This window comes from Methanocalculus natronophilus (genome assembly GCF_038751955.1).
In the GTDB taxonomy this organism is placed as follows: Archaea; Halobacteriota; Methanomicrobia; order Methanomicrobiales; family Methanocorpusculaceae; genus Methanocalculus; species Methanocalculus natronophilus.
The window spans coordinates 145,496-171,388 of record NZ_JBCEXH010000004.1; the positions used below are offsets into that span (position 1 = coordinate 145,496).

General features: G+C 53.1%; 25 protein-coding genes and 1 tRNA gene. 9 read left to right on the forward strand and 17 right to left on the reverse strand.

Translation table 11 applies throughout. The features are described from left to right. Positions 1–9: 9 nt before the first annotated feature. The 7 genes from cdhD to ABCO64_RS06295 all read right to left on the reverse strand — a co-directional run bounded on the left by cdhD (position 10) and on the right by ABCO64_RS06295 (position 7,336). Positions 10–1,221, reverse strand: a complete 1,212-nt coding sequence (gene cdhD / locus ABCO64_RS06265; RefSeq protein WP_253458901.1) for a CO dehydrogenase/acetyl-CoA synthase subunit delta — start codon at positions 1,219–1,221, stop codon at positions 10–12. Further along, positions 1,221–2,594 (reverse strand): CO dehydrogenase/CO-methylating acetyl-CoA synthase complex subunit beta, encoded by a 1,374-nt coding sequence (cdhC, locus tag ABCO64_RS06270; RefSeq protein WP_253458898.1) that lies wholly within the window; start codon positions 2,592–2,594, stop codon positions 1,221–1,223. Before cdhC ends, cdhD begins: the two co-directional genes overlap by 1 nt. Positions 2,595–2,596: 2 nt before the next feature. Beyond that, positions 2,597–3,136 carry a CO dehydrogenase/acetyl-CoA synthase complex subunit epsilon gene (cdhB, locus tag ABCO64_RS06275; RefSeq protein ID WP_253458895.1) on the reverse strand — a complete coding sequence of 180 codons (540 nt, stop codon included), beginning with the start codon at positions 3,134–3,136 and terminating at the stop codon, positions 2,597–2,599. Then, positions 3,133–5,478, reverse strand: a complete 2,346-nt coding sequence (cdhA, locus tag ABCO64_RS06280; RefSeq protein ID WP_253458891.1) for a CO dehydrogenase/acetyl-CoA synthase complex subunit alpha — start codon at positions 5,476–5,478, stop codon at positions 3,133–3,135. The genes cdhB and cdhA overlap by 4 nt, the downstream gene beginning before the upstream one ends. 212 nt (positions 5,479–5,690) lie before the next feature. Further along, a complete protein-coding gene (locus ABCO64_RS06285; protein ID WP_253458888.1) occupies positions 5,691–6,584 on the reverse strand; it encodes an MBL fold metallo-hydrolase in 894 nt (297 codons plus the stop codon). A 377-nt stretch (positions 6,585–6,961) separates the two neighbouring features. Next, a complete protein-coding gene (locus tag ABCO64_RS06290) occupies positions 6,962–7,141 on the reverse strand; it encodes a hypothetical protein (protein ID WP_253458886.1) in 180 nt (59 codons plus the stop codon). Between the two features lie 122 nt (positions 7,142–7,263). Beyond that, positions 7,264–7,336 (reverse strand) — tRNA-Gln (locus tag ABCO64_RS06295). Positions 7,337–7,522: 186 nt separating this feature from the next. Between ABCO64_RS06295 and ABCO64_RS06300 the strand changes: the two genes are divergently transcribed. Further along, positions 7,523–8,326, forward strand: coding sequence for an EFR1 family ferrodoxin (locus ABCO64_RS06300; RefSeq protein ID WP_253458884.1), 804 nt, complete (start codon positions 7,523–7,525; stop codon positions 8,324–8,326). Positions 8,327–8,414: 88 nt separating this feature from the next. Here the strand turns inward: ABCO64_RS06300 and ABCO64_RS06305 are convergent, their stop codons facing one another. Both ABCO64_RS06305 and ABCO64_RS06310 read right to left on the reverse strand, forming a co-directional pair. Further along, positions 8,415–8,867: a DUF5814 domain-containing protein gene (locus tag ABCO64_RS06305; protein WP_253458882.1), complete on the reverse strand. Its 453-nt coding sequence runs from the start codon at positions 8,865–8,867 to the stop codon at positions 8,415–8,417. Then, on the reverse strand, positions 8,868–9,503 hold the full coding sequence (locus tag ABCO64_RS06310) for a DUF2150 family protein (protein WP_292616353.1): 636 nt from the start codon (positions 9,501–9,503) through the stop codon (positions 8,868–8,870). It abuts the gene before it with no gap. A gap of 62 nt (positions 9,504–9,565) precedes the next feature. Here ABCO64_RS06310 and thiI point away from each other — a divergent pair, with 62 nt between their 5' ends. Then, complete coding sequence (gene thiI, locus ABCO64_RS06315) at positions 9,566–10,741, forward strand: tRNA uracil 4-sulfurtransferase ThiI (RefSeq protein WP_253458878.1); 1,176 nt, start codon at positions 9,566–9,568, stop codon at positions 10,739–10,741. On the opposite strand, the gene ABCO64_RS06320 is transcribed toward thiI, so the two are convergent. Continuing rightward, the gene (locus ABCO64_RS06320; RefSeq protein ID WP_253458877.1) at positions 10,724–11,905 is read right to left on the reverse strand and encodes an aminotransferase class V-fold PLP-dependent enzyme; all 1,182 of its coding nucleotides are present in this window, start codon (positions 11,903–11,905) and stop codon (positions 10,724–10,726) included. The genes thiI and ABCO64_RS06320 overlap by 18 nt on opposite strands. Positions 11,906–11,907: 2 nt before the next feature. Beyond that, positions 11,908–12,087 (reverse strand): hypothetical protein, encoded by a 180-nt coding sequence (locus ABCO64_RS06325; protein ID WP_253458874.1) that lies wholly within the window; start codon positions 12,085–12,087, stop codon positions 11,908–11,910. Between the two features lie 85 nt (positions 12,088–12,172). On the opposite strand from ABCO64_RS06325, the gene ABCO64_RS06330 reads away from it, so the two are divergent. The 4 genes from ABCO64_RS06330 to ABCO64_RS06345 are packed head-to-tail and all read left to right on the forward strand — an operon-like array spanning position 12,173 to position 19,014. Next, positions 12,173–13,306, forward strand: coding sequence for a metallophosphoesterase family protein (locus ABCO64_RS06330; protein ID WP_253458872.1), 1,134 nt, complete (start codon positions 12,173–12,175; stop codon positions 13,304–13,306). Further along, positions 13,303–16,470, forward strand: a complete 3,168-nt coding sequence (locus tag ABCO64_RS06335; protein WP_253458869.1) for an AAA family ATPase — start codon at positions 13,303–13,305, stop codon at positions 16,468–16,470. The genes ABCO64_RS06330 and ABCO64_RS06335 overlap by 4 nt, the downstream gene beginning before the upstream one ends. Beyond that, on the forward strand, positions 16,467–17,441 hold the full coding sequence (locus tag ABCO64_RS06340) for a DNA double-strand break repair nuclease NurA (protein ID WP_253458866.1): 975 nt from the start codon (positions 16,467–16,469) through the stop codon (positions 17,439–17,441). The genes ABCO64_RS06335 and ABCO64_RS06340 overlap by 4 nt, the downstream gene beginning before the upstream one ends. Then, on the forward strand, positions 17,419–19,014 hold the full coding sequence (locus ABCO64_RS06345; protein WP_253458863.1) for an ATP-binding protein: 1,596 nt from the start codon (positions 17,419–17,421) through the stop codon (positions 19,012–19,014). The genes ABCO64_RS06340 and ABCO64_RS06345 overlap by 23 nt, the downstream gene beginning before the upstream one ends. On the opposite strand, the gene ABCO64_RS06350 is transcribed toward ABCO64_RS06345, so the two are convergent. Further along, positions 19,011–19,556, reverse strand: a complete 546-nt coding sequence (locus ABCO64_RS06350) for a nucleotide-binding protein (protein ID WP_253458860.1) — start codon at positions 19,554–19,556, stop codon at positions 19,011–19,013. The genes ABCO64_RS06345 and ABCO64_RS06350 overlap by 4 nt on opposite strands. Positions 19,557–19,575: 19 nt before the next feature. Continuing rightward, a complete protein-coding gene (locus ABCO64_RS06355) occupies positions 19,576–20,448 on the reverse strand; it encodes a formate/nitrite transporter family protein (protein ID WP_253458858.1) in 873 nt (290 codons plus the stop codon). 357 nt (positions 20,449–20,805) lie between these two features. Between ABCO64_RS06355 and ABCO64_RS06360 the strand changes: the two genes are divergently transcribed. Further along, the gene (locus ABCO64_RS06360) at positions 20,806–21,408 is read left to right on the forward strand and encodes a hypothetical protein (RefSeq protein ID WP_253458855.1); all 603 of its coding nucleotides are present in this window, start codon (positions 20,806–20,808) and stop codon (positions 21,406–21,408) included. Between the two features lie 74 nt (positions 21,409–21,482). Here the strand turns inward: ABCO64_RS06360 and ABCO64_RS06365 are convergent, their stop codons facing one another. After that, positions 21,483–22,391, reverse strand: a complete 909-nt coding sequence (locus ABCO64_RS06365; RefSeq protein WP_253458852.1) for a hydantoinase/oxoprolinase family protein — start codon at positions 22,389–22,391, stop codon at positions 21,483–21,485. After that, positions 22,388–23,275, reverse strand: coding sequence for an ATP-grasp domain-containing protein (locus ABCO64_RS06370; protein ID WP_253458848.1), 888 nt, complete (start codon positions 23,273–23,275; stop codon positions 22,388–22,390). The genes ABCO64_RS06365 and ABCO64_RS06370 overlap by 4 nt, the downstream gene beginning before the upstream one ends. A 79-nt stretch (positions 23,276–23,354) precedes the next feature. On the opposite strand from ABCO64_RS06370, the gene surE reads away from it, so the two are divergent. After that, the gene (surE, locus tag ABCO64_RS06375; protein ID WP_343089289.1) at positions 23,355–24,134 is read left to right on the forward strand and encodes a 5'/3'-nucleotidase SurE; all 780 of its coding nucleotides are present in this window, start codon (positions 23,355–23,357) and stop codon (positions 24,132–24,134) included. A 38-nt stretch (positions 24,135–24,172) separates the two neighbouring features. Further along, complete coding sequence (gene rpiA / locus ABCO64_RS06380; protein WP_253458842.1) at positions 24,173–24,829, forward strand: ribose-5-phosphate isomerase RpiA; 657 nt, start codon at positions 24,173–24,175, stop codon at positions 24,827–24,829. 4 nt (positions 24,830–24,833) lie between these two features. Here the strand turns inward: rpiA and mreA are convergent, their stop codons facing one another. Both mreA and ABCO64_RS06390 read right to left on the reverse strand, forming a co-directional pair. Next, positions 24,834–25,211, reverse strand: a complete 378-nt coding sequence (mreA, locus tag ABCO64_RS06385; protein ID WP_253458839.1) for an MreA family transcriptional regulator — start codon at positions 25,209–25,211, stop codon at positions 24,834–24,836. A 110-nt stretch (positions 25,212–25,321) separates the two neighbouring features. Beyond that, the gene (locus ABCO64_RS06390; RefSeq protein WP_253458836.1) at positions 25,322–25,882 is read right to left on the reverse strand and encodes a TATA-box-binding protein; all 561 of its coding nucleotides are present in this window, start codon (positions 25,880–25,882) and stop codon (positions 25,322–25,324) included. Between the last annotated feature and the right edge of the window lie 11 nt (positions 25,883–25,893).

A 25,893-nucleotide genomic window follows, 5' to 3' on the forward strand; every position in this document is an offset into this window, starting at 1 on the left:
ATTCACCCCCTAGCATCGTGTCCTCACCCAGTCCGGTATGGGTGGTTGTTTTCGATCATTCTGAATCAGCCATTCCCTGATATCCTGCATTGTCCTCACCGCTGCCGGGTGCATCATCATGAAGATGTCAACACCTGCCAGAAGAAGCGTGAGTGCATTGATCGTCTCCCAGACCGGCCCACGGATCTCCCTTGGACTATAGATGGGATCCATTGTCAGCCATGCTTCCCTGGCAGCCCAGGCATTGGTGGACGCAGAGATGGTCGGGTGCTGCAGTTCTGAATCTCCCATCAGGGCAGCCTGCCGGGCACGCTCGTGGATGGTGAACGAGTATTCAAGACCATACCCGAGTGCAACAGTTGTGAGATCCATAACGATCTCTTCAGGGGGGAGATATTCATACAGCCGCCGGTTCAGCTCTTTCGCACTATTGAGTTCAAGTCCGGTAAAGGCAAGGAGCACATGGCCGTTATCGCGTGCAGCCACTGCAACAGATTCCAGTGTCTTTGCTTCAGCCATATCAAGGGTGACGGAGTTCAGGAGCAGCCGCTCGCCACTGGTTCGTTCAGCAACTTCTGTAAAGACTGCCGCATCCTTCTTCGGATCACCGCACCCGCCGATGATCAAAGGAACATCAACTGCCTGGAGCACCTCCTCAACCGTGTTTGCCGCCTCCTGTGGTGAGCGATCCTGGATGAGCGGATCCGTGCTCATCAGGTGCACCGTGACCAGATCAGATCCGAATTTCTCAACATTCATCCGTGCCCATTCTGCAGGATCGTCAAGGACATCAAGTACTGGTGCTTTCAGCGCTTTTGGGAGCGCGACATCCATATCAAAGACATCCATTGCAATTGCGGTACGGTTCTTTGGAAGATGATTGGGACTTGAGAAGGCCATGCTGGTCGATCCGCCGATTTTGATCGTTTTCCCCCTGGTACCTCCGTCTGCCTTTGTTGATCCGAGTGTCACCTCCCTGATAGCGCCTGGATAGCTCTCGTCTGGGGGGCTGAACCTCTCCTGGAAGAGTTCTGTTGGCCGGGTGGGAGGAGCTGGCATGGCCGGAATGTGTGGTCCACCTGAACCGGCCGGTATAAAGAGTTCAAGATCACCAATCTCCATTCTGAAGTTCTCAAACTCAACCTGCTCAACCCCTGAGAGGAGAGAGAGCAGCCGTTCGCCCAGTACGGTGTATCCGGTATTCTTCTCTTTATCTGTCATTATGAATCCCCCCTGCCTGGTTTCTTCGGCTGTACAGGCTGGATGATCACCCTGTCAGCATAGATCCGGGCATTTTTCAGAATGATCCTGAATCCTCCTGTGGTAATCGGGATCTCGCCAGCGGTCATCACCGGCGCCTCTTCCGGCTCTTCCTCCTCTTTAACCCATCGTGCGGTAACCGGATGGCTATGCGAGAGCAGAAACTCCTTTAGATCACCTATTGTCTGGACATCCTTCTCGGTTGCAATAGCCGGAGAGACGTCTTCGGGGATGTAGTCTTTGAGCCGATCCTTGATCTCAACTGGGATCCAGACGACAGCATCATACCCGCCATCAGCCTGGAGGAACTTCTCTGAGCGCATATATTCAATTGATATCCCATGGAACCCGTCGATCTGGCGGCCGCCTGCTGTTGAATCGGCCATAGTCGAGAAAGGCAGGCCGTTGACTGCCAGATCCGTAAAACCACGGTGGACAATACCATACCCTGCGACTTCGGGGATATAGAAGGCGATCGCCTCAAAACAGCCACAGGAGGTGTGGGGATAGCCAAACCCTGAATAGAGCTGGATCCTGCTCACCTCGCCCATCGACCGCGCCTGTGCGCTCTCATTGACGCCTGTATACTCGCCTGTCTCTGTATCAAGGCATTCCCCTTTCTCTATTGGGAAGATTGGGCCCTTGGGATCGATCCTGGCAGCAGCACGCCCGTCAAACCAGCTGATCGCCCCGCAGTTCGCATACCGCTGTGGCGTCACGACACAGACATGTGTCGGGGCAAACGACTGGCAGAGTGCGCACCCGTAGAAGACATCCACATCCTCATCAGACAGCCCGCGAGCCCGTGCATCACGGGCTTCATAGATAGCCAGAGCCTCATCATACCGTGCTTTGACCTCTTCTGGATCGGTGATGAAGGTGATCTGGATGTCCTCAATGATCGGCAGCTCGTTTCTGAAGAGCTCCTGCATTGCCATGCCTAAAAACCTGAACGAATCAAGCCCTTTTTGAAATGCCTTTTTTGAGAGCCGCATCCAGATGTCGTAGCGCTGGTTAAGGTGCATCAGCCCCTCGATATAGTTGCAGTACTCGTGGATCCGCCGCTCGATCACACCTTCCAGGTTCTCTTCAAGCTCAGGCCCGGCAATCTCAATGAGTATGCCAAAGGGGTGGCTCTTTCCCTCCTCAAGGTCAGGGATGTCTGGTCCGATGATATGAATTGATCCCGATTCGATCTCTCTTGCAGGTTTCAGCCTGACAAGCTCAAACTTCTCATCAACCTTAGGCCCCCCAAGCTCAATCTGCATATCATTTTTCCGAATCCTCTCTCCTTCATGAACCAGGCCGACATCAACTGGTATCTCTTCAAACATCCTTACTCCTCCTCCTTGTTGCCGATGATTGCTTCAAGGTTGATGATCCAGTTTTTGATAGAGATGTTCGAAAACGACCACCTGGCGTTCGGCTGGTAGACATTGTCAAGGCTGATCGTCTTCAGGGAGGGTGCAAAGTGCTTCAGGCCTGAGAGGATGGTAAAACCCATCTGGTAGGGAAGGCCGACAAAGATTGCGAGATCATGAGGGCCGTTGCCATCGACTCCCTGCCAGGCCGGGTCAGCAAGCCTGAATCCGGCATCCACAGCTGGCATCACCGCATCCGGCGTGAAGTCTCTCGCAAGAAATGCAGTATTTGTACTGCCGGTTGCAATCACTCTGATCTGAAACTGCCGGGCGAGCCTGATGACATAATCGATCAGCTTCTTCTCTTCGAGATCGATCTCGCTGGCAATGCTCCCGACAACAAAGACCGGCCGACTGGCCCGCCGGATCATCGCATCGGCAATCTCGGGCTTGGTGATGAGCGAAGCCTTCTTCGGGCCGGGGACTTCAGCTGTCAGCCAGCTCTCCTGGTTCATGATACCACCTCCTTCTTCCGGATAAGCGTTGGATCGGGTATCACCGTCTCTTTCCAGTCTTTCTCTTTGAGTATCGCGACAATATCCTCTTTCATGGTGATCGGGATGTCTGCTTCCATCCTGACGAACCGATGGATGTCTGCTGGCATCGATCCGAGGAGTCGGCGATGGAGATCGATGTAATGGGTCAGCTTCAGTGCCCGGCCCCGTGAGGTGTCGTTTGGCCGCATCGAGAGTTTTGCGATCATCACCATCGCCTCTTCTTTTGTCTCAACCGAGATGAAGAGGTGTTCGGGGACAGGGCCGACATAGATCCTCTCGTTTGTCCGTGCGTCCGTGACATACCAGTCTTCGTCACGATCTGCCCTGCCAAGCAGCATCCGCCGGTATTTCGTACCATGCGGCCCGACAATCACCGGAATGCCAAGGCGCCAGAATCCGGCTGCAATGGCTGCTGCCTTCTGGGACATCGCACCCCACGCAACACCGACTGCACCCACCCTGTTATGGACATAATCTGCGATCTCTTCGTAATTACCACGGAGGTTTCTCCGTGCGAAGATGGAGGCGATCTTGATTGCTGCACCTGCAATGTGGGAATTGGAGACGCAGGAGCCGACATTGACAATACCTCCTGCCTCAAAATTTCCAGGATATAATTCGTAGGGTGACTTCCCGTCTGCATCCCTGTACATGCCGATTGTCATCGCAGCACAGCCGGAAGTACAGATGATGAAACGGCGGTTGGCAAATTCCATTGCCATCTCTGCAAGGTCTTCGCCACCTGAGGGATAGTTGGCACACCCGACAAAGGCGACGATACCTGGGATCTCACCAAGCACGATAGGCCCTCCGACCTGCCGGATCTCAATATCCTGTATGGCTCCCCTGCCTGATCTGAGTTTATAGGATTCGTGTTCGAGCCTCTCCTCTGCTGTCAGGGTAATCAGGGAATGTATGTCGATATCCTCTGAACAGGCCTGCTCACACCGTATGCAACCGACACAGGCATCATACACCCCGGCGAGCATTGCTGAATCGCCACGTGCAAAGAGTTTCAGGGCATCGGGGATATGGAGATCATTTGGACAGGCTCTCCGGCACTCCCTGCACTGTGTACACTTCTTTGCCTCTTCCATTCCTTCTTTGAGGGTTAATTTCGCTTTCTTCTTCTTTCTCTTCTTCGGGGCGTTTATGGTTGCCGTCCTGACGGCTATCTCACCCACTTTTTCGGGATCCAGAATTAATGCCCCTTCCAATGTACCGCGTGTAAATTCATCGATGATATCGTCGACCGGGTCACCTGTTCTGTCCGGGAGGCCGAGACAGTTCTTCTCGCTTGTTGCAATGACTGGTATCTGCTGCACCCGTGCCTCATCAAAGACGTCTGTTCTGATACACTGCTCATCAACGACGATGATATCAGGTATGCCGCTTCTGATGTACCGTATCTGCCAGGAGATCGGCCCGACGATCTTTGCCCGTGCCGAGTACCGGGTCATGTCGATACCGGTGCAGCATATGCCTGCCACCTCCAGTTCACCTGTCAGGTCATGATCCTGCATATAGTCCATAATGCCAACTGACGGGACGACGTTGTGTCCGATGACCAGGATAACCGGTTTTGTCGTGTCAATCGAACCATAGCCGATCTCAACAAGTGGTGCATCAGGATCTGCTTTTGGGAGATCATATGCAGACACCTGTGCAATATCGGCAACCTCCATAGAGAGATGGTCGATCATGCCCGTGTGGAAGACCTTGGACTCAAGGTCAAGGGGATTACCCTCCTGGCCGGTATGGGTGCAGGCAAGAAGGGCGCCGATCTGCTGTTCAGCATAATCCAGGACCGCCTCAAGATCCCCGAGCGTCTCCGGCTTCATCCCGCAGACGAGCCTGGTGATCGGCGCCTCGACCTTGATGCTCAGGCCGCCGGGGTCGAGTTTCTTCTCATCTCCATACGTGTGAACCAGGTGTGTGACCATTTCACGGGCATGGTTCATATGGGTTGCAGCACCGATACATGCGGCTAATAGGACGATCCGCGACTGCTGCCCCGGCATGCTGATACCACATGCACCTTTTCTGTCACCTGTCAGGTCACACTTTCCATAGGTACAGAGACAGCAGAGGTCGCAGAGTGGCAGATAGAACGGCCTGTACCGGTTCAGGAGCGTGAGATCCCAGTTCCGGAGTGTGGTGAGCGATGGAAAGGGAGTCGGGCCCTGCGGCTCATCCCAGGTCTCCTGTGCCAGGCGCCCGACAGACATCCTGAGGTCTTTTATCTGGCCAAGTTCGGTTTCTAATTCCTTTATGCTGATATTGATCTCTTTTGTACCCATACTGTAACACCACCAGACATAGTCAACAGGGCTTTTTTTGCACGTCTCACATGAGAGAAGGGTATCTGACCTGTTTCCTGTTGAGTGAATACAGTATGGGGATAAAAATAGTTACTGATCGCGGACAGTGATTCTGGCATATCTCTGTCCTGTCAACTGTCTGAAGCCCTGATGTTACTGGCAGATGGCAGAATCATTCTGTGGATGCCTGATTATTCCGGTTCTGCTTCCTCTATGAGGCTTTCACGCTCCAGGAGTTTGAGATGGGCTTCTATTGTCCTTGTAAACAGCGGGCCGATAGTGTCTGCTGGCAGGCCGAGGATTGCTTTTGTTTTTGCTGCCACGTCATCCGGATCATCCAATCCTTCTTTTGCTGCTGCCTGCACGGCACTATGGACTGACTGGATGCAGGCAAGCCCCTGATCCATCCTTGCATATGCCATAAGCCCTTCCCTTGGCTCATCCCATGACTGAAAGAGTGCATTGACACCCTCAACCTCCTTCAGCCGTCCGATCGATTCAACTGATGCACCGGGGTCGTCATAGACGGGTGCTGCGCCCGGAACCGGCAAGGCATCGCCTGAGAAGAGAATCCCGGTCTCTTCCATAAACAGTGAAATGGAACCGGGTGAATGGCCGGGTGTGTGGATCACTGTCAGATCCGTCATACCGTCAAGGTTTTCATCCAGAACAAGGACTTCACCGTCGCTGAGGAGAGCATCAATTGTGACAGCCCCACTGATGAGCGACTCAAACCCGGGCACCGGCCGTTCACGGTTCTGGAGCTCCGGATCCTCAATCCATTCCAATTCGGCAGCATGTGCGGCGATTGTGCACCCGGTTGCCCTCTGGATTGCCCATGCTCCCCCCATATGATCGGGGTGTGAGTGGGTCAGGATAATCCGGCTGATCTCTTTTGGGGCGCGTCCCGAGGCCCTGATACTCTCAAATATATCTGTGCTGCATCCGGCAACCCCTGTGTCAATCAGGGTGATCGTCTCACCATAGATGAGAAAACAGGAGACGAAACGATCAAGGGTGACTCCCGGTGCAACCGGTATGGTATAGTTGAGCCTGAGTGCATGAACGGAAGGTGCAACTGACATGGTAATTCCTTCTCATTGGGTTTTGGGGCAGAAGTGATATAAAAAGTACGGGGGTCGTCAGGGTGCTCCGGGTCTCTACGGTACTTAGAATCTGACCTTTGGGGCTTCTTCTTCCCTGAGATTGTACTTCATTGTCCAAGAGATACGCCTCACCATGCGGGAATTGAAAAAGGCCCATTTCAGCTCCTCATAGTTTTATATGATCTGTTGTGGTGATAAAATTGTGAGGAAAGAAATACTGAACCTGGGAACTGCCTTTTTTTATCATTACTGCAGAAAGCTGTAAATTGAACCCTGGTGCTGGCGCCGGAACTCCCGGTAGCAACGTGGTTTACCTGCCATGGTGCCAAAAAAAGGTAGCGGAGGATGGAAATGGATCAGTACGCAACGTCAGGACCAAAGATCAGTCCGTCCTGGAATCCATCCTGGTACCCGATGAAATATCCTGCATCCACACCAAAGATGTAGCCACCAACTGAAGCAAGAATTACGATAATAACCATCAGAATTACCATAATCAGGGTTTGGTGCTTTTCGATTACATCAGCCATTGTCATCAGGAGCACCTACTATCTTATGCTATATAATAGTTTCTCGCAATGCTACCTGGCGTTGCTGCTCCTGTGCAATATTGTTATAACTTTTTATAAAAATAGTTGTAGATTTTTATTTTTATAAATACTCCCGGGCGGAGTCGAACCGCCGTCGCCGGATCCAAAGTCCTGCATGATTGACCGCTACACTACGGGAGTAAGAAGATTCTCCAGTATATTTGTGTCAGGGGAATATAGGGATTTGGGAGGTATTCCGTATTGTTCTTCTCAGAAATCCCGGTTGGAGATCAGATCGGGTTATTTACAACACTTGCGTTTGCTTTATGTTGCATGGTGCTGTATGGAGGATACCTATTCGTATGGAATACCCGCTCTGGTGAAGCCATGAAGACGACGATCTATACCTTTACCGGCACTGGAAACACCCTCTCGGTTGTCCAAAACCTTGCATCAGCACTTGGTCAGACAGTTATTGCTCCTATTCCGGGAGCCGGGGGAGATACCGATTCCTCGCCAGATCTGACGTCTGCTGATGCAATTGGAATTGCATTTCCGGTTCATTTCATGGATATGCCAGAAATCGTCCGGGAATGGGTGGAATCTCTCACTATCAGCGGCAATCCCTACATCTTCGGCATCGCCACATGCGGGGGAAGTGCGGGAGGCGCATTATATAATCTTGATATGCTCCTGAAGGCAAAAGGGCTCCATCTCTCATCAGGTTTTGTCTTCACCATGCCAGAGAACTTCAATGGACCCATAAACCTGATGGAATCCCTGGACGAGGTCGAAAAGAGACTCGCATCTGCCGGGGAGCGGATACCTGAGGTTGCAGCGGTGATCCGGGAAAAGCAGGAGTTGCCGCCTGAGGGGTCGGATTCCCTTCCCTTCAGGATTGCAGGGCCGGTTGTCCGCTTCCTCCTGACAGAACTCTATCCGACAAAGAGACGGTTTCATGCAACAGAGGCCTGTAACCGGTGCGGACTATGCAGCCGGATCTGTCCGACAAAAAACATCACCATCACCGGGAGTGCCGTCTCCTGGGGGAGTGCCTGCACCCTCTGTTATGCCTGCATCCACTGGTGCCCGGAGGAGGCAGTTGAGATCGGGAACAGGACAAAGGGAAAACGGCGGTACACGCACCCGGATGTGACGGTTGCTGATATGGTGGCGCAGCGGGGAGGGTAAGCATCCTCTCTCAAACACCAGTCCACTCTTAAAAAAATATAAAAAAAATACCGGGATCACGTGTCCCTGTATTTCTATTGCGGTTCTGCTACTGTTCAATCTCTTTAATCGCCGCTTCAGTCTTCCCGGCAAGCTCATGCTTTCCTTCAAGCTCAGCAACCCGCCTGATCGCCTCGAGGCGGTGGACGGCGTCCTCAAGGAATGAGAGAATATCGGCTGGGAAGAGATCTATTCCGTATTCATCAAGGAGATGGGCATGAATCTCCCGGTGATCAAGCCCCATCATCCTGAGTTCGATGAGTACCAGGACGAACTTCTGCTCAGGACACCCGCAGAGGGGGTTTCCCCTGCACCGGCAGTCAAGAAAGTCCTTCTGGAACCTGAGGAGCTGATCACGGAGCGTAGCGTCGAGATTTTCGTAATTGAGGGATCCGGCAATCGCCTCGAGATTGGCACCATGAAATGCAAAATCGGGGAGGCGATATCCGGCAATCCGCTGGATCTTCCTGCTGGAACGGAGACGGGCCTTTCCTGCGATCACTTATGCTTCTCCGGGTTCCTCATCGAATTTCTTGAGGGACTTCATCGCCTCGCCCATCTTCTCGACAGCAACAAGCCACTCATCAAAGATTGTTGGATCATCTGTATCCTTCACATACCTGGCACAGCAGGTAGCACCATTGATCACAGCAGATCCGATCACAGCAGCAATCCTGAGTGCTTCTTCAGGGTCGTCATCGACTGCCTTCTTCCCTTCCTTCACAAGCGCCTTGATATCCGCCTCGGTCTCGCCTGCAAGGAAATTATGGCAAGAGGCAAAGACCACCATCATCGCAACCTGCACGGATCCGACAATCTCGCCAAGTTCTCCTTCCGGCACCTCACCGAGCACAATCTCTTCGACTTCGGCGAGTTTCTGCATCGCATCCTCATGGCTGATCCGTTCGTTTTGCCAGAGCTTGATGATCTTCAAGACAGCGATGGTGATATCCTCGCTGAAGTTCTCAAGCAACCGGAAGCCTTCCGGCATCTCATCACCGCCACTCCCTTCGAAATCTGCTTCTGAAAGTGTTGTCAGCCAGTTGTCCCAGCGTTCCTGATTATAGAAGATATAGAAGAGTTTCATCGGCTCTTCCTTTTTAGCTGTACTTTTCTTCCGCGCCATTTCATGTACCATCTCACCTGAGTGTTAAAGAGGTTACCGCTCTCCTCTTCTGTGATGACTGCAAATGAATAGTCATGCAGCAGACGGTTATGGTGCGGTATGGCGAGCTCTTCTTAAAGAGCGAACCTGTTATGCAGCATTATATCAGGATACTCAGGCGCAACCTGGGCAGGGCCCTTGAAGCAGCAGAGATCCCCCATTCAATCGAAGAGCACAGGGGGAGGCTCTTTATCAATACCGATGACCCTGATCGCGCCGCAGCCGCTGCCCTGCTCTTTGGTGTCGTCTCAACCTCCATCGCATACCGCTGTGAACCAACCCCTGCATCTCTTGCAGAGGCAGCAGTCCGCTGTGTGGCAGAATCCGGAAGACGAAAAGGAACATTTGCTGTCCGTGCAAGGAGAGAAGGGGTATCCGGGTTCACCAGCCAGGAACTCGGTGCAACAATCGGATCAGCCATCATTCAGCACTTCCCGGATCTGACCGTCGATCTCACAAACCCGGAGTACGAGGTCTTTGTCGAGGCACGAAAGTACGGCGGTTTTGTTACTGATCGGTTCTTTCAGGGTCCAGGCGGCCTTCCCCTCGGTACCCAGGGAAAAGCCGTCTGCCTCCTCTCAGCCGGGATCGACTCACCTGTTGCCGCCTGGCTCATGATGCGGCGTGGAACTGAGATCGTCTTCCTTCACATGGATGGCGGCCGGTATGCAGGAGCAGATACAAAAACTGATTCGAGAAAGCACGCAGCAGCCCTCTCCCGGCATTGTATGGGAATGCCGCTTTCTCTGATCGAGGTTCCGATGGGGCCGTTCTTTGAGGCCCTTGCAACCCTCCCGGATCCACGGTTTACGTGTCTCCTCTGTAAACGGTTCATGCTCCGTATCGCAGAGCGGATCGGATCGGCAGAAGGATGCATGGCAATTGTCAATGGCGACAACCTCGGCCAGGTGGCATCCCAGACGCTCCAGAATCTTTCTGTTGTTTCGCCTGCTGCCACACTCCCCATCCTCCGGCCGTTACTCACCTACGACAAGGTGGAGGTGATTGAACTGGCACGATCCATTCGGACGTATATTGAAAGACCAGGTGATCACGCCTGCCTGGCTGTCCCAAAGAAACCTGCCACCCATGCAACCAACGCTGAGGTCGAAGAGCTGGAGGCAACTCTCCCGCTTCAGGATCTGATTAAAAAAGCAGTAGCCGGAGCAGCCAGGATAACTGCCCTCTCTGGCTCAATCATTGACGGTTAGCCCGTTTTCTGCTGCAATAGAGGTAAAGACCTCTGCGGTATACTCTGCCTGGACTCTCGACATTCCGTAGGTATTGAATTTCCAGACCTTTGTCGCACCGGGGATCACCCCGCTTATCCCTCTCTTTGCAAGTGCACTCGAGAGGAAGAATCCCCGTTTCTTGTGTGTTGCTGCAACCCGGTCAAAGGATTCGCGTGTATCAATTCTGGTCAGGGTATGCCTTCTGGGCATCTCGGAGAGGATTGTTGTCCCCTCAATTGAGCAGAGTGCATCGATAATGATCCCGGCATTCTCCAGTTCCCGATCAAATGCAGAAACCCGCTCCTTCACATGGGGAAACGATGCCATCATTCCCATCAGGGTGACGCCCATCAGGGTGCAGCCCATCATCGAGACCTCCTTGATTCCAAAGGTCCTGCCGGTCAGGTCTCCCTTCACAGCGGTTGTTGCAAAGATGCGGTCAGCATACTCTTCGGTTGTTGCGACAAGCCCGGATGGTGCCGGTGCTGCCATCGATTTATGGCCGGATCCGATGACAAAATCGACACCGAGGTCTTTCCCACTGACAGGAAGGATGCCGACGGTATAGGCTCCGTTATAGAGCACCGGGATATCATAGCTGTGTGCGACCTCTGCGATCCCTTTCACCTCGTGATGATTGCCAAACTGGTAGTCCACCCCCTCGACAAAGAGCAGTGCCGGTCTCCTGCCGTCAGTTCTGATCACCTTCTCGATTGTTTCTGCTGTGGCATTGGCGGTGATCTGGTTTTTTGGATTTTTTGGGATCTCACGGGGAACTCCCCCAACCGACTCAACAGCCATAAACTCGGTATAGTGGGAGAGCGAGGTGAGGATCACGGGATCGCCCTTCTGCACCATCCCCTGGCAGACCGCCTGGAAGCCCCGGCGGGCTCCAGGTACAACCCGGCAGGTATCCATTGAGAGCCAGGAAGCGAGATCGGCATGGAAATCTGCAATAGCTGGCTTTTTGATATAATCAAGCCTGAACGGCTTTCTGCAGTTATCACAGACCGAGTATCCGTCGCCGTAGGCGATCACCGCTTTCATCGCATCAGCAGTGAGCCGCCCGCCAACCTGGATTGGGTCAATGTTAATCGTCATCTCGTCGTTTTGCCGGACATCGATATCGCCTGCACACCGCATACTCAGATCAGCTCCTCTTCCAGTATATCGACCTGGCGCCGCACGCTCTTCAGCAGCTTTTCTGCTTTCTGCTTCTCTTCAGCACTCAGCTGGTGGAATGGTGCCGTTTCCCGGAGCATCATCCTGATATCAGTCAGGAGGAAGAGTGACTGAAAGAGTGCATCAGTTGCACGTTGTGACATGGTACTGGATCATTATGCTGCCTTCCCTTTTACTTTCACCCTCCATTCCCAGCACTTAATTCTCTCTGAGTAGAAGATACGATCAATGAAGATCATCCACATCGCCGATACCCATCTTGGCGTCACCGCCTTCTCCCGGATCGATCCAAAGACCGGTATGAACCTCAGGGAGAAGCAGATTTACGACAATTTTCTCTCATCTATTGAGGAGATCTGTAGAATCAGGCCGGATGCACTTCTCCATGCAGGAGATCTCTTTGACTCTGTGAAGCCGAGGACACAGGCTTATGTCACTGCATTCGAGGCGCTGGAACGCCTCACAGATGCCGGCATCCCCCTGATCATGATCGCAGGCAACCACAGCATCCCAAAGACCAGGTACACCCGCGCGCCCTTCTCCCTCTTTGAGTACCATCCCGGCACGATCCATATGGCGTATAGTCTCCGGTACGAATCATTTGAGTGCGGGGATACAATCTTCCACCTGATACCAAACATGCTCAACCCCGATCAATACCGTGAGGCATACAATGACGTTGAGCGCTCAAAGTCACACAACAATGTCCTGGTCACTCACGGGCTTGCGAGCAGTATCACCGACAGGCGGCTGGCAACGGTTGCAGAACACGAGATCGACGCGACCATGACGACCGCCGACTTCGACTACATCGCCCTTGGCCACTACCATAGCCAGAGCCAGGTGGGGCCGCATGCCTGGTACTCGGGGTCGCTTGAGCACCTGACCTACGGCGAGATGTATGAAACAAAGGGGGGTCTCACTGTCGATACGGCACGCAGGACAGTCGAACCTCTCCCTCTCCCAAAGACCCCGATGATCGATCTCGGCTCGCTGCAAGCGGACGATCTGACCGCGAGTGAGATTATTAGCGAGATCGAAGCACGGATAGAAGCTATATCCTCACATACGCCCCCGATGGCACAGATCACCCTTGAGGGGATCAGGAAAGAGACGGGACGTGCCATAGCAGGCCGGGAGATGGCGCGGATCCGTGAACAGGTGCTTGACCTCCGGATCAAATCCATATCTCCCGACGAGATCGTGATGGAACGGAGTCATACCGATTCCGCATTCAATATCCAGAAAGAATTTTCAGTCTTCGTGAAAGGCCAGGGGCTCCCGGAGAAGACCGAGTCATTCATTCTTGAGAAGGGATCTGCGATCCTCTCCTCGATTGTAGAGGAGGCGGATACCGAATGATCCCCGAATCCATGACCCTGAAGAACTTCAAGCGGTACCGTCACCAGACCTTCACCTTCAAAGATGGTATCACTGCGATTGTCGGGAGCAATGGTTCGGGGAAGAGTACGATCATGGAGGCGATCGTCTTTGCCCTGTATGGGATCTCAGGCTCGGGGATCGATGCTGAGTATGTGGTCAGTGCCGCTGCCGGGCCAAAAGAGAGATGCGAGGTCAGGCTCTCCTTCCAGACAGGCGGGGAATACTATACGATCGTCCGGTCTTTCCGGAAAGGCCAGACGACACACCATGATGCGCAGCTCAATTTCGGGGATGGGAGGCTGATTGCAACCGGGGTCAGCCCTGTGAGGGAGGCGGTGCAGCAGATCCTGAGGATGGGGCCCGCTGACTTCAGGACCACCATCTATGCCCCGCAGCGGGATCTGCTCGCCCTCCTGGATAAGAACCCGGTCGAACGGAAACGCTGGTTCATGCGGGCCCTTGGAATTGAACGGATCCGTGATACATCCTGGGAGATGATACGCTCAGAGATCAGGGGACTGGAGGATCGGATCACCACCCTCTCGGGGAGGCTTGCAGAGATCGACTCCGACCGCCTGAAGGTCGCTGACCAGGAGGAGGAGCAGAAGGAGAAGCAGTATACGGGAGCCCTTGCTGATGCAACCGCCACACTTGAGGCGATCCAGCTGGCTGAGACAGAGAACACGGCCAGAAGAGAGGTGCTCCAGCAGACGATGCAGGAGCTCTCCGCCCTCTCCTCAGAGAAAGCGGGACGGCAGGATGCCCTTCTGAAACTTGCCCGCCAGCTTGATGCCGCTGAAACTGAACTCGTCTCTCTCCGGGAGGATCGTCTGCACTTTGAAGCTTCACAGGTGCAGGAAGCCCGCTATGAGGAGATCAAAGCCCATGCCCTTGCACTTCGCGCAGCACGGGAGGCGCATATGGATGCCACAAACCGCCTCCGTGAAGCCGGTGCACGCCATGCCGAGCTCTCCCGCTCGCGTGCACGGCTTCTTGAGCAGCTCTCACGTGCCAGGGATGCAGAAGCAACAGTACAACGCCTTGCCCATATACCAGGAGAGCGTGAGAATCTCCTTACCAGGCGGCGCTCGCTGCAGGCGGCGCAGGAGGACTATTATCGCCTGGGAAAGGAGCTTGCATCTCTTGAATCTGAGATCCGGGTGCTGAAGGATCAGGTGCAGGCGCTGATGAGTGAACGGGAGACGCTTGCGGCGCTTGAAGCTGAATGTAGCCGTATCAATAAGGAGATCGAATCCAAAAACGGAGTTCTGGCACTATCAGAGCGATTCTTTGAGGTGGAACGGCTGATGAAGGAATGCCGTCTCTACAGGGATCAGATCCGAGAGATCGAGGCGGATATCCACTCATTGCGTGAACACGCCGCCCCTCTCATCCAGGAGGTTGCGATCAGGGAGAAAATAGCCGGGGAACTATCTGATGCCAGGAGTGCTGCTGAACAGATCCGGGGCGGGATTGCCACTCTCAGATCCAAAATTGCCCATTCTGAAACCTCGAAACAGGAGGCCGGGCGTCACCTGAGTGAACTTGACGCTGCAGGGGAGGAGAGCGGCTGCCCGACCTGCGGCCATCCTCTCCAGGATCGCTACCTTGAAGCACGCACCCGCCTCCTCGATCAGATTGCCGCCTTCGAAGCAGATACCGAATCCGGGAGAATGAGGCTTGCCTCATGTGAACTCCGGATCAGGGAGATGGATGCTGCGATCAGAGAGAAGGAAGATCAGATTGCACGATGCGTGGAGGCAGAACGCAACCTCGCCGGGATCGAGGCGCGGATACATGAGCGGACAAACGAGAAGGAACGCCTCGCCTCGATCGTTTGTGAGAAGGAGGATGCAATCAGGAGGCTGGATGTGCCGGATATCAGCCATGAAGAAATGATCCGGCAGGTAGAGGAATTCCAGGCACTCACCAGGAAGCGAGATGAGATTGCAGGTGCACTCAGGCGGGTATCCGGGATAGAAAAAGAACAGAAGTCGCTTGCCAGCCGTGCCGAAGGGCTCTTCCAGCGGATGGACGAGGTGTCTGCACGCCGGGAAGAATCAGCGTACTCTGAGGACGTGCTCAGGGAGATCGATTCTGCTCTTCAGGCACTCGAACCACTCTATGAGGAGTACCGGGAAGCTCTGGTTGCTGCACGGGAGCGGGAGGCAGTTGAAGAGGCTATCAGGGTCGAGACCGAAGAGATCACCCGTATGGAACAGCATTCTGCAGAATTAAAGGCTGAGATCGACAGGATAGGCTTTGATGAGGCGGCCTTTCAGAATGCAGAGGAAGAACTGGCACTGGCAGCAGAAAACCATGACCGTTACCTCTCCCTGAAAGGAAAGGTTGAGCGGATTCCTTTTATCGAAGCCGATATCTTGCGGTTAACAGAGGAAAAGAACAGTGAGGAGGCGATGCTGGCTGGAATCGAAGAGAAGATTGCCGGGTACGGGTATATCGAAGAGGAGCTTGATGCAACCAGGCAGGAAGCCGAATCGCTCCATGAACAGAAGAAAAAATCCGATGCCAGGATACGCGAGATCACCGGCCTCCTCGGCAGTGTCCGGGAGAGGCGTGGCCAGATAGCCGGGTCTCTCAGAAATGCGGCAGCATATGAGAAGGAGCAGGCACAGCTCCTCTCTGAGAAGACGCTTCTTGAAACAACAGGAACCGTCATGAAACAGTTTGCCGAGCACTTAATCGGATCTGTGCGGGCGCGGATCGAAGGCGAGGTGGGCGAGATCCTCTCTCTCATCACTGATGGTCGCTATGAGCATGTTACTGTCGATTCGGACTTCTCCATCAGGGTGCATGAAGCGGGTGAGGATTATCCGGCATCACGGTTCTCTGGTGGAGAGCAGGATGATATCGCAGTCGCCCTCAGGATAGCCCTCTCGCGCCATATTGCGGCAACCCATCGCATCAGGGACGCAACGGTGCTCATCTTTGATGAGATCTTTGGGAGCCAGGATGAAGAGCGGCGCAGGAACCTGATCCGCGCACTGAGAAAACAGGAGCCTTATTTCCCGCAGATTCTCCTGATATCCCATATCGAGGGGGTGCAGGAGGAATGCCAGACGGTAATCCGGGTGGAGGAGCAGCCTGATCTCACCAGTATTGCAATCGAGGTTGATCAATGAAAGGAACATATGTCCAGGATCTTATCCGGGTGGTTGCGGATATCAAACAGAGGAGATGTAATCTCAGCCCGACCGGTTTTATCGCAGAGCAGGGTATCGGATCAGATGATTATGTGCGGATTGTGCCGGCTGACGATCGTGCCATCACCGCAGTTGACGGGAGCAATGCCACCGTCTACTCCACCCCGTTCTTTACACTTGATGTATTCCGGGGTGCCGTCACCGGGTATGCCCGACAGGAGCGGGTGATGCTCAGGCAGACACCGCTTCGGATCTTTCGGATTGGTGATGGCCAGGACGAGGACTATGCCGACGTCCACAGGGATTATTTTGGATGCGAACCCGCTGTTCCTCTTGATATGGGTGATACCCTGGCAGCAGAGGCCGCGTTTCGCGATACCATCGAGTACGGCCTTGCCATGGCTGCCGCACGGGAAGCCTCACCCGGGACCCTTCTCCTCCTTGATGGCGCCCTCTATGCCGAACATCCCTCACATGCCCCGATCCTTGATGCCATCACCGATACCTGCCGGGAACGCGGTCTCCTTCTTGCGGCTGTGACAAAGAATGCTGGCGCAACCTGGGATGGGAAGCAGCCTCTTGTCCCGGCTGCAGTGAAGGGTGCTGCAACACTTGGGATCCAGCCACCCTGGTACCTGAAGGTGAAGGAGGGCTATGTTGCCTGTCTCCATTCCAGCTCTGCCCGTGGGTTCCTGGTCACGGTGCCGGATGCCTATGGCGACGAGGAGGTCTCGGCTGTCTGTTCAGCACTCTCATCCTATGCCGGAGACGGGCGTGTTGTCGGATACCCCTATCCCCTGATGGATGCCCACCGGTATGCGGTGATCAGACATGATCTGGTGCGGCATGTCCGAAATGACATCATCGCCGGCTGTGCAACCCAGTCGATCAACTACCTGGATTATGAAGATATTCTTGGAGATTATCATGACGAACTTAATCGATACTAATACACCCGATGCAGCTAAATTCCGGCTTATCGGCCAGACCCATGCAAGCTACCGGTGTGCTGTTCCCTATACAAGCGAGATCTTTCTTGGTGATCTCCTGGCAATCATTGATGAGGAGAAGCAGTTCACGTTCTATGCCAAAGTGACCGGTATACAGCATTCAAGCAATTTTGCGGATGCAAACTGGGATACACGGCCGCACACCACCCACTTTTACAACCTTGGCGAGGATGTCTTCCTCATGCTTGAGGCAACTCCGCTTGGATATCTTGATGCCGCCGGGAACTTCCGACGCCCAAAGACAGTGCCAACCAAGTTCTCTCATGTCAGGATTGCCAGGGAAGATGATTTTGCCTTTCTTGATGCGTATATGGGCACAATCGGGGTCGGGCTTGTCAGGAACGGAACCGGCACAGTCAGAACCGCAAACGTTGGTCTCCACCCCCATGATCTCAACCAGCATATGGGTGTCTTTGCAACGACCGGGATGGGCAAGAGCAACTTTATGAAGGTCTTTTCCGCCTCATGCATGAAAGAGCAGCCCTTTGGGCTTTTAATGGTCGATCCTCATGGGGAATATCTCAAGGGGCGCCCATCACCCGATGGCAGCCAGAACCCGGGGCTTCTCCACTACAAGGACGGGGCTGATGGTCTTGCGGTCTTCTCAACCCGCGATGAGAAGACGATCCTGCGGTATGGTGCATCCACCCTGAGCATCGCCTATGATGATTTTCGCCCCGCAGATCTCTATCCAATCTTTGAGTTTACCGAACCACAGGTAGAGATCCTTGAGACAATTGGCGATATCACCGGATCAGAGATGATCGATTTCTTCCAGGAGACCGATTTCACTGAGGACTGGCACAAAAAATACACCGGATCAAATCCGGGGCTGGCCCGCAGGCTGAAAGAGTTCCATGAACTGTCGCTCCGGTCGGTGAAGCGGAAACTTGAGATCCTGACACGGCAGAACTCTTTCTTCCGGAGGTCGGGATCTTCAGTGAATGCCATCAGGGCAGCCCTCAGTGACAGGAAAGTGGTTTTAATTGATATACCGGGGATGCGGGAACAGTCCGAGCTCTTTATCCTCTCACTTCTGACCCGGATTTTTCTCAATGAACGGAGAAACAGCGGCTTTGGAAGTGATGATCAGCACCAGTCCGGACAGGTCCTGATTGCCATTGAGGAGGCACAGCGTGTCCTTGGTCCTGGTCGCGGAACAGCGGTATTTCGTGAATGTGCAATGGAGGGGAGAAAATTCGGGATAGGCCTCTGTGTGATCACCCAGCAGCCGAAGAATATTGATCCCAGGATACTTGCCCAGATCAACACCTATGTGGTTCTCGGTCTCTCTGACCGTGGTGACAGGCAAATGATTGCCTCAAGTGCAAAACAGGATTTATCCCCCCTTGATGGGGAGATCCAGACACTTGAACGGGGAGAAGCGGTGATCAGCACCCTCTCGGTTCCGTTCCCGATCAGCTGTCGGATCCATCCTTTTGACCGGTATATCAAGGAACCGTCAATGAAGAAGAATGATTCTCTCAGGAAAGGTTTGGAGAAGAGTTTTTAATTTTCTTTCTTCTTTTTCTCTTTTCTTCCACTCTCAGCAGACGTCTTGACTGTCTTTTTTCTGATAGAGACACAGTTGATGACCGGGTCTCCGGAGATGACATATCGTTTCATCACCTGGCCGAGAACCTCGACGACATCATCCTTGTTGATGTCTTCTTCGGGAGATGTGAACATCTTGACAGATACTTCACCGGTCCGATCTCCAATCAAAAACTGGGGTCTGTTTAAGAACTTGAAATAGACCCGCTCAACGACACCCTCATACCTGACAGGCTTGCTCATCAGCCCTTCATTGATCTCATTTGCCCGCACCTTCCGTGCCTCTGCCTCATAGACAGGCCTGAGGTTCTGGTACTGGCTCTGGCTCATGTAGTTCATGGCAAGCGGAATGGTCAGGATGAGCAGCAGTGTCGGGATGCCCCAGAGGAGCATTGTCCAGTCTCTGGTTGTGTAAAATGAGAAAAAGAAGATCGCGGTGAAGAAGAGGAATGCGCCCAGATGGACGATCGTCAGCCTCACCGTAATATTCCCAATCTTCATGGATTTACGCTTCCGTTCTTTACTTTAATGCTGCCATCTCTTTGCGGAATGCAATCCAGTAGATGACACCAACGAAGAGCAATCCTCCGACGATGTTGCCTATGGTAACCATGATGACGTTGTTTGTCCACATGGTGACCCAATTAAGTTCTATGGCATTATTTGCATAGATAGCCATCTGCTCAGGGGTCGCATACGCCTGGGTGAAGATAGCCGCCGGAAGGAAGTAGATGTTGGCGATACTGTGCTCGAGTCCGCTCGAAACGAATGCCATGATTGGGAACCAGATACCTGCAATCTTGCCGATGGCGTCATCAGCACAGATACCAAGCAGCACTGCAAGGTTGACAAGCCAGTTACAGCCGACAGCCTTCCAGAAGAGATCCCATTGAACCATTGCTACAAGCGGATAATTCACCTTCGCCCAACCTATAGCAATCGCTCGTTCACCAAATACCGTCACCGTACCTACACCCGCAGCATCAAAGGCTGTCAGGGGGCCCATTGCCATAAGGTACGCATACAGTATCGATCCGATGACGTTTCCGATATAGACCCATACCCAGAGGTTCAGGACACTTGCCCAGCTGATCTTATGGATAAAAGCAGCCATTGGGGCAAGCATCGCGTCTCCGGTAAACAGTTCAGCACCGGTCATGACGGTGATAATAAGACCGACAGGGAACACAGCTCCCATAATAAGCTGTCCAAACCCTGGACTTATGGCTTCGTGAACACCTGTACTGCACACAGTTGCAAGGCCACCACCCATGGCGATGTATGCACCGGACATGAATCCTCGAAGGAGCATGTTCCAGTATGGCAAGCCTGCTTTATACTTGCCTGCATCTCCTGCCTTGGCAACTATCTGCACTGGAGGATGAAATACCATATTTCTACACACCTCTTTTCTAAAATCCCACCTATCACCGGAAAGTATTCAGTAACTTCGGCATAGGCATAATTGATGATTTAAATGAAGGACTTATTAATAGATTTCTAAATGTTCCTCAAAAAACCGGCCTGCCGGAGTTTGCAGGATGGTAGGGTAGGGTTAAGTATATATTGGGTTAATTGACCAATTAAAAAAGGTAACTATTATGTTTATATTCACCAATTTCAATGGCCCGTATTTCGCGGGATCAACACTTCCAATTCAACTGCCGGATACTTGCGCGCAGAAAATCCCGGATCCAGGTGGACTGCTTCTCCCCCACCCGCCCCTTCAGATAGTTGAGGTGATGAGCCCTTGGTAAAACGTATCCTCGCACCACCGTTTCTCACGGAGATGATCACTTCAATCATCACACTCTTTGATGGCGTCGTCTTCTCCTCGGCAGGTTCGCACTGCAGGATATGCGGTGCATCCCTCAAAAAGCATGATCAGAAAAAGAAACAGTTTGCCACGCTGATTGTGGATGGGAACAAAGAGACTGTTTTCGTCAGTGTTGTTCGCTACCGGTGTCCGGACTGTGGGAAACTCTGGTATGCTGATGAGCCGTTTTACAAAGGTACCCGCCACGGAATACCTGTTGTTGACCTTGCGCTTGCACTCTCTGAAAAATATCCCTACCATCATACTGAAAAAAGGATCGCCGCCCTTGGCATCTCTCTGGACCGGGGCACAGTCCGGCGCTATGCACTGATGCGTGATCTGCTTCCCCGGCCTGAACTCACTGATATGTACGGGATGCGGCTCCCGATCCGGTTTATGTCACTCTCCGGGCTCGTCGCCCAGGGGAGAGCCATCGAAGGGGCAGAACTGCTCGCTGCCCTTGGCCTCCCACCCACAGACCGGGCATCTCTTCGTACCCCGCCGTCTGTAGAAGAGGAACGGGATGAAGAGGAGTAGAAAGAAGAGCGGATACCCAAGTATAAACGAGAGTACGGTGATTGCAAGTGATCCGGCAAGAAGCACAGCCGGTATCAGAAACCGTCTCGTATCGCCACCTCCCTGACAGCATATGCGGGGAGTGCTTCAGCAGATGATCCAGGCTCCTGGTTGAGGTTGATCCCGCCAAAGGTCTGGTGAATCAGTTCTGCCCCGATTCCTGCTGCAAGCACAGGCTTTGATCCAAACCGCTCAAGCGACTTCCGGAAGAGGGTTTTCTCAGCCTCCCAGAATGCTTCTGCTATCGCAACAGCACCCTGCTCCCCGATCTCGTCTGTATCTGCGCAGACGGATCGGGCAAGTCTCGCAAGGCTCAGCTCCCTGGTTGCCTCTTTTCCATCAGGTGCAGGCACGGTATATTCCCGTGGAGTGATATGGCCAAGCACAAGATGGGCATCTGCTGCCTGCGCAAAATACTCAGTCGAGAGCGGGGTCTCCTCGCCTGCGATAGTGACTGCTTGGAGAAGCGATGCAACCGGTGTTCTCAGCATGCCGCAGTAGACGAGCATTCCTGCTCGCAGCCGGGAGAGATCGGTACGGCCGGGCAGCTCTCTAAAGGGGGAGAGCGGAACGATATCTGCAGTGGTGCTCCCAAAATCAAGGAGAATACCGTCAGGATAGTGGTCCTTGAGGAAATCGGCTGATGCAAGCCAGTTCGCGGCTGCAAGCTGCGGGACGGGTTCGGTATGGAACCTTCCATCTGTTCCATAGAATCGGGCATCAGGCAGAACGTCCAGAACTGCATCAACGATGAACCGGATCCCCTCAGCCTTGGAATAAAAGCAGTCAGCGAGCTCTCCGCTCATCACCACTGCAGCCTCCCCTTCAATGCCTGAAAGCATCTCACCAATTGGAGCCTCTTTCCAGAGAGGGCAGTACCGGATGATGACCTCATCGTCTGTGACAATCTTTGTGTTTGCTCCTCCGATGTCTATGCCTATCATTGCCTGGTCATCCCTCCACGTGTGTCGAAGGCAACTGATCCATTCAGGTGCACCGGGGGAAGCCTGACACCTTCTGAGGCCTTGATCAACAGGTCAGCAATCTCCTCCTCCATCACCCCGGCTATTCCGATCAGGCTTGTTGTGATCCGTGGATTGACATCCACAACAGTGATCCTCTCACCGACAATCATGTCAATGCCGATATAGCCCTGGCACCCGAGTGTCGTCACGACTTTCTCTGCAGTCTCCCTGATCTCCTCTGCCCGCGGGTGTTCAATCGGCGTCTCACCTCCGAGATAGGTGATGATGCCGTCGTCATCTGTATCAATTCTCTGCCTGTTGATTGCAAGGACTAGTGGTGGTGCGCCGGTATAGAAGCTGCATGCATCGCCGACGACCCGTGAGGCAATAACCGAGACAGAAATATGATCTCCTGTGAGTATTTCCTGGCCAAATTCGGCTTCTCCGGGCTCTTCATCGCGTATTCTGATCTTCATTGAACCTGATCCCCGGATCGGCTTGATCACCCGCCTGCCGCTGGTGACTTCCCGGGGGACATCGATTCCATGTTCTGCGAGAAGGCGTGCTGAGAGGCGTTTGTTTGCACAGACAGCTGCGTTTGTACTGTCGGTGCCCACATTATGCGTCACACCTTCCATCACACTGGTAAAACCTGCGAGCAGGTGATCAGGAGCAATAATCAGTCCATACCTGCAGTCGGGGGCAAGCCGTGCGATTTCTTCAGCAAAATCTCCCGTTGTCGGGGAGAGGACGTCATATCCAAGCGCCTCAAAACTCCGCCTGAGCGTCGTCAGCATCGCTTCACCTTCCGGTGCAAGCACGGGGTCATGGAATTTTGTATACTCTGCCAGGAGTACCTTCATACAGGGTATATTGATCCCATAGTCAGATGAGGCTTTGCCGATACGAGGGTATTTCTTAGCCGGAGGTTGAATTATATATATGAAACCAACTGTCCTGCTGACAAACGACGATGGTGTCTCTTCAGGAGGGCTCTGGGCTGCATATGCTGCTCTGTCCGAGATTGCCGAGGTGACCGTGGTTGCCCCGGCAACGCAACAGAGCGCGGTTGGACGATCAATCTCCATCTTCGAGCCGATCCGGCTGCATAAGGTCATTATCAACGGATTCCCGGCCTATGCTGTTGATGGGAAACCAACTGATGCGGTCATCATCGGGCTCTATGCCCTCAGGCTCAATCCTGACCTCGTTGTTTCAGGGATTAATATCGGAGAAAATCTCAGCTTTGAATCTATTATGACCTCAGGCACTGTCGGTGCCGCACTTGAAGCTGCAAACCAGGGACCTCGTGCTGTGGCATTCTCTCTCCAGGTGAATGACCAGGGGATGAAGTTCGATGATCCAAGGTCGGATATGATGCATGACGACTCTATTGGGGATGTCGTAAAGGATGTCTGCTCCACGATCTTTGAGAAGGGGTTCCCTGAGCATACCGATGTCCTGAATGTCAATATCCCTGCCGAGATCAAAGGTGGCTATGAGGTGACCCGGCTTGCCCATACACTCTTCCATACCGGTGTTGAGGAGCGTTTCGATCCGCGTGGGCGGCCATATTACTGGATTGACGGCCCTCTTGTCGAGGATGCCGAGGAGGGAACAGATGTCCATGCGGTCAGGCAGGGGCGGATATCGCTCACACCGATCACACTTGACTGCACTGCCCCGGCTGCATTTGAGGGATTGCGGAAGCAGTTCTGCTGACAACAATATAGATAGTCTCTTTCAGCATATGTGATCCCATGGATGAAGCAAAAAAGGATGCAGGGTACCGGGCAGCTGATCTGGTCAGGGACGGGATGGTTATCGGTCTTGGAACCGGCTCAACCGTCCTCTATGCGATGGAGAGCATAGCTTCAAGGATGTGTGATGAGGATCTCCGGATTGCCGGCGTGCCGACATCATATGAAGCAGCATACCGGGCTGTCGGGCTGGGGATTCCACTCACCACGCTCGATGAGCACCCGGTTCTTGATCTCGCAATAGATGGTGCAGATCAGGTCGATCCCGGGAAGAGGATGATCAAAGGCCGGGGTGCTGCCCTTCTTCGTGAAAAGTGTGTGGCGGATGCGGCAGACCAGTTTGTGGTCATCATTGATGAATCAAAATGTGTGAAAAAACTCCATGGGCAGGTGCCAATCGAAGTTCTTTCCTTTGCACAAGGGTCTGTGGTTCGGCAGATAACTGATCTCGGCGCTCAGGCGGCCGTACGCTCAGGCTCCGGCAAGGACGGCCCTGTCGTCTCGGATAACGGACACCTGATCATGGACTGCCAGTTTGGGGCTCTCGCTTCGCCTGACGATCTTGAGCTGCGTCTTGCAGTCATACCCGGCCTTCTCGAATCCGGTCTCTTTACCCGGTATACCGGAAAAACAAGGGTTATTATTGGTGGAAAATAATTTTTTATGATTCGATGCACTCGCGCATCCGGTTGATCATGGATATCTGGGTTTCTGCTTCCTGGCGCTTCTTCTGCTCAAGGATATTGGTGATATCATTTAAGCCAAGAGAAATCGAGTAGATCTTCACCGGCCGTCCCTTATTTTCTGTCTTGCTCTCACGGCAGTTGACCCATTCCTGTTCTTTGAGTTCCCGCATCGCGATACTCACTTCAGGCTGGCGAAGATCAGTTGCACGTTCAATCTCACGTGACGTTGCCTCCGGGAGTTCAGAAAGATAGACAAGCACTTTAGCTACATTTCTCTTCATCCCGACACCATTGAGCAGAGTTACGATTTCCTCCTGCTTTGGTGTCAGTGTACCGAATGCTCCTGTTTCCATAGTGATGCTCCTGATATGTATCATTATTAATATTTGATATTATAAAAGCCCTCCCATTCCTTCAGCCTATACGGTGTCAGAGAATGTGAGGGAAAAAGAGAGGTGAATTATTATATCATCCCGAGATTTGAGAGATCATTTAAGATTCTCTGAACAGCTCCCTTTGCATCTTCGGGCTGCTTTCCGCCTGTTATGATCAGTTTGCCTGATCCAAAGAGGAGGACAACAACCTTTGGCTCTTCGAGCCGGTATACCAGTCCGGGGAACTGTTCGGGTTCATACTCGATTCTGTCAAGATTGAAGCCAACAGCAATTTTGTTGAGGTTAATCGGAGTTCCCAGATCGGCTGAGGTGACGATGTTCTGAATTTTATAGGTGAGTTTCTCAGGGATGTCTATCTTCAGATCCCTGAGCAGCCCCCCGAGTATCTCCAGTCCCTGGTTCAGGCTGTCGATGCTCTTTGCGCCGGTGAGCACAACTTTCCCTGAACCAAAAACAAGAGCAGCGATCTTTGGGTTCTGCATCCTCAGGACGACGCCAGGAAACCGCTTCTTATTATATTCAGCACCCTTTATCTCAGCAGCAAGTGATGGAAGATCGAGAAAATCGGTAACTTTTGCCGATGCAACGATATTTTCAATCTTGAGAGAATCCTCGGGATTGAATGTCATGTTTATAAATA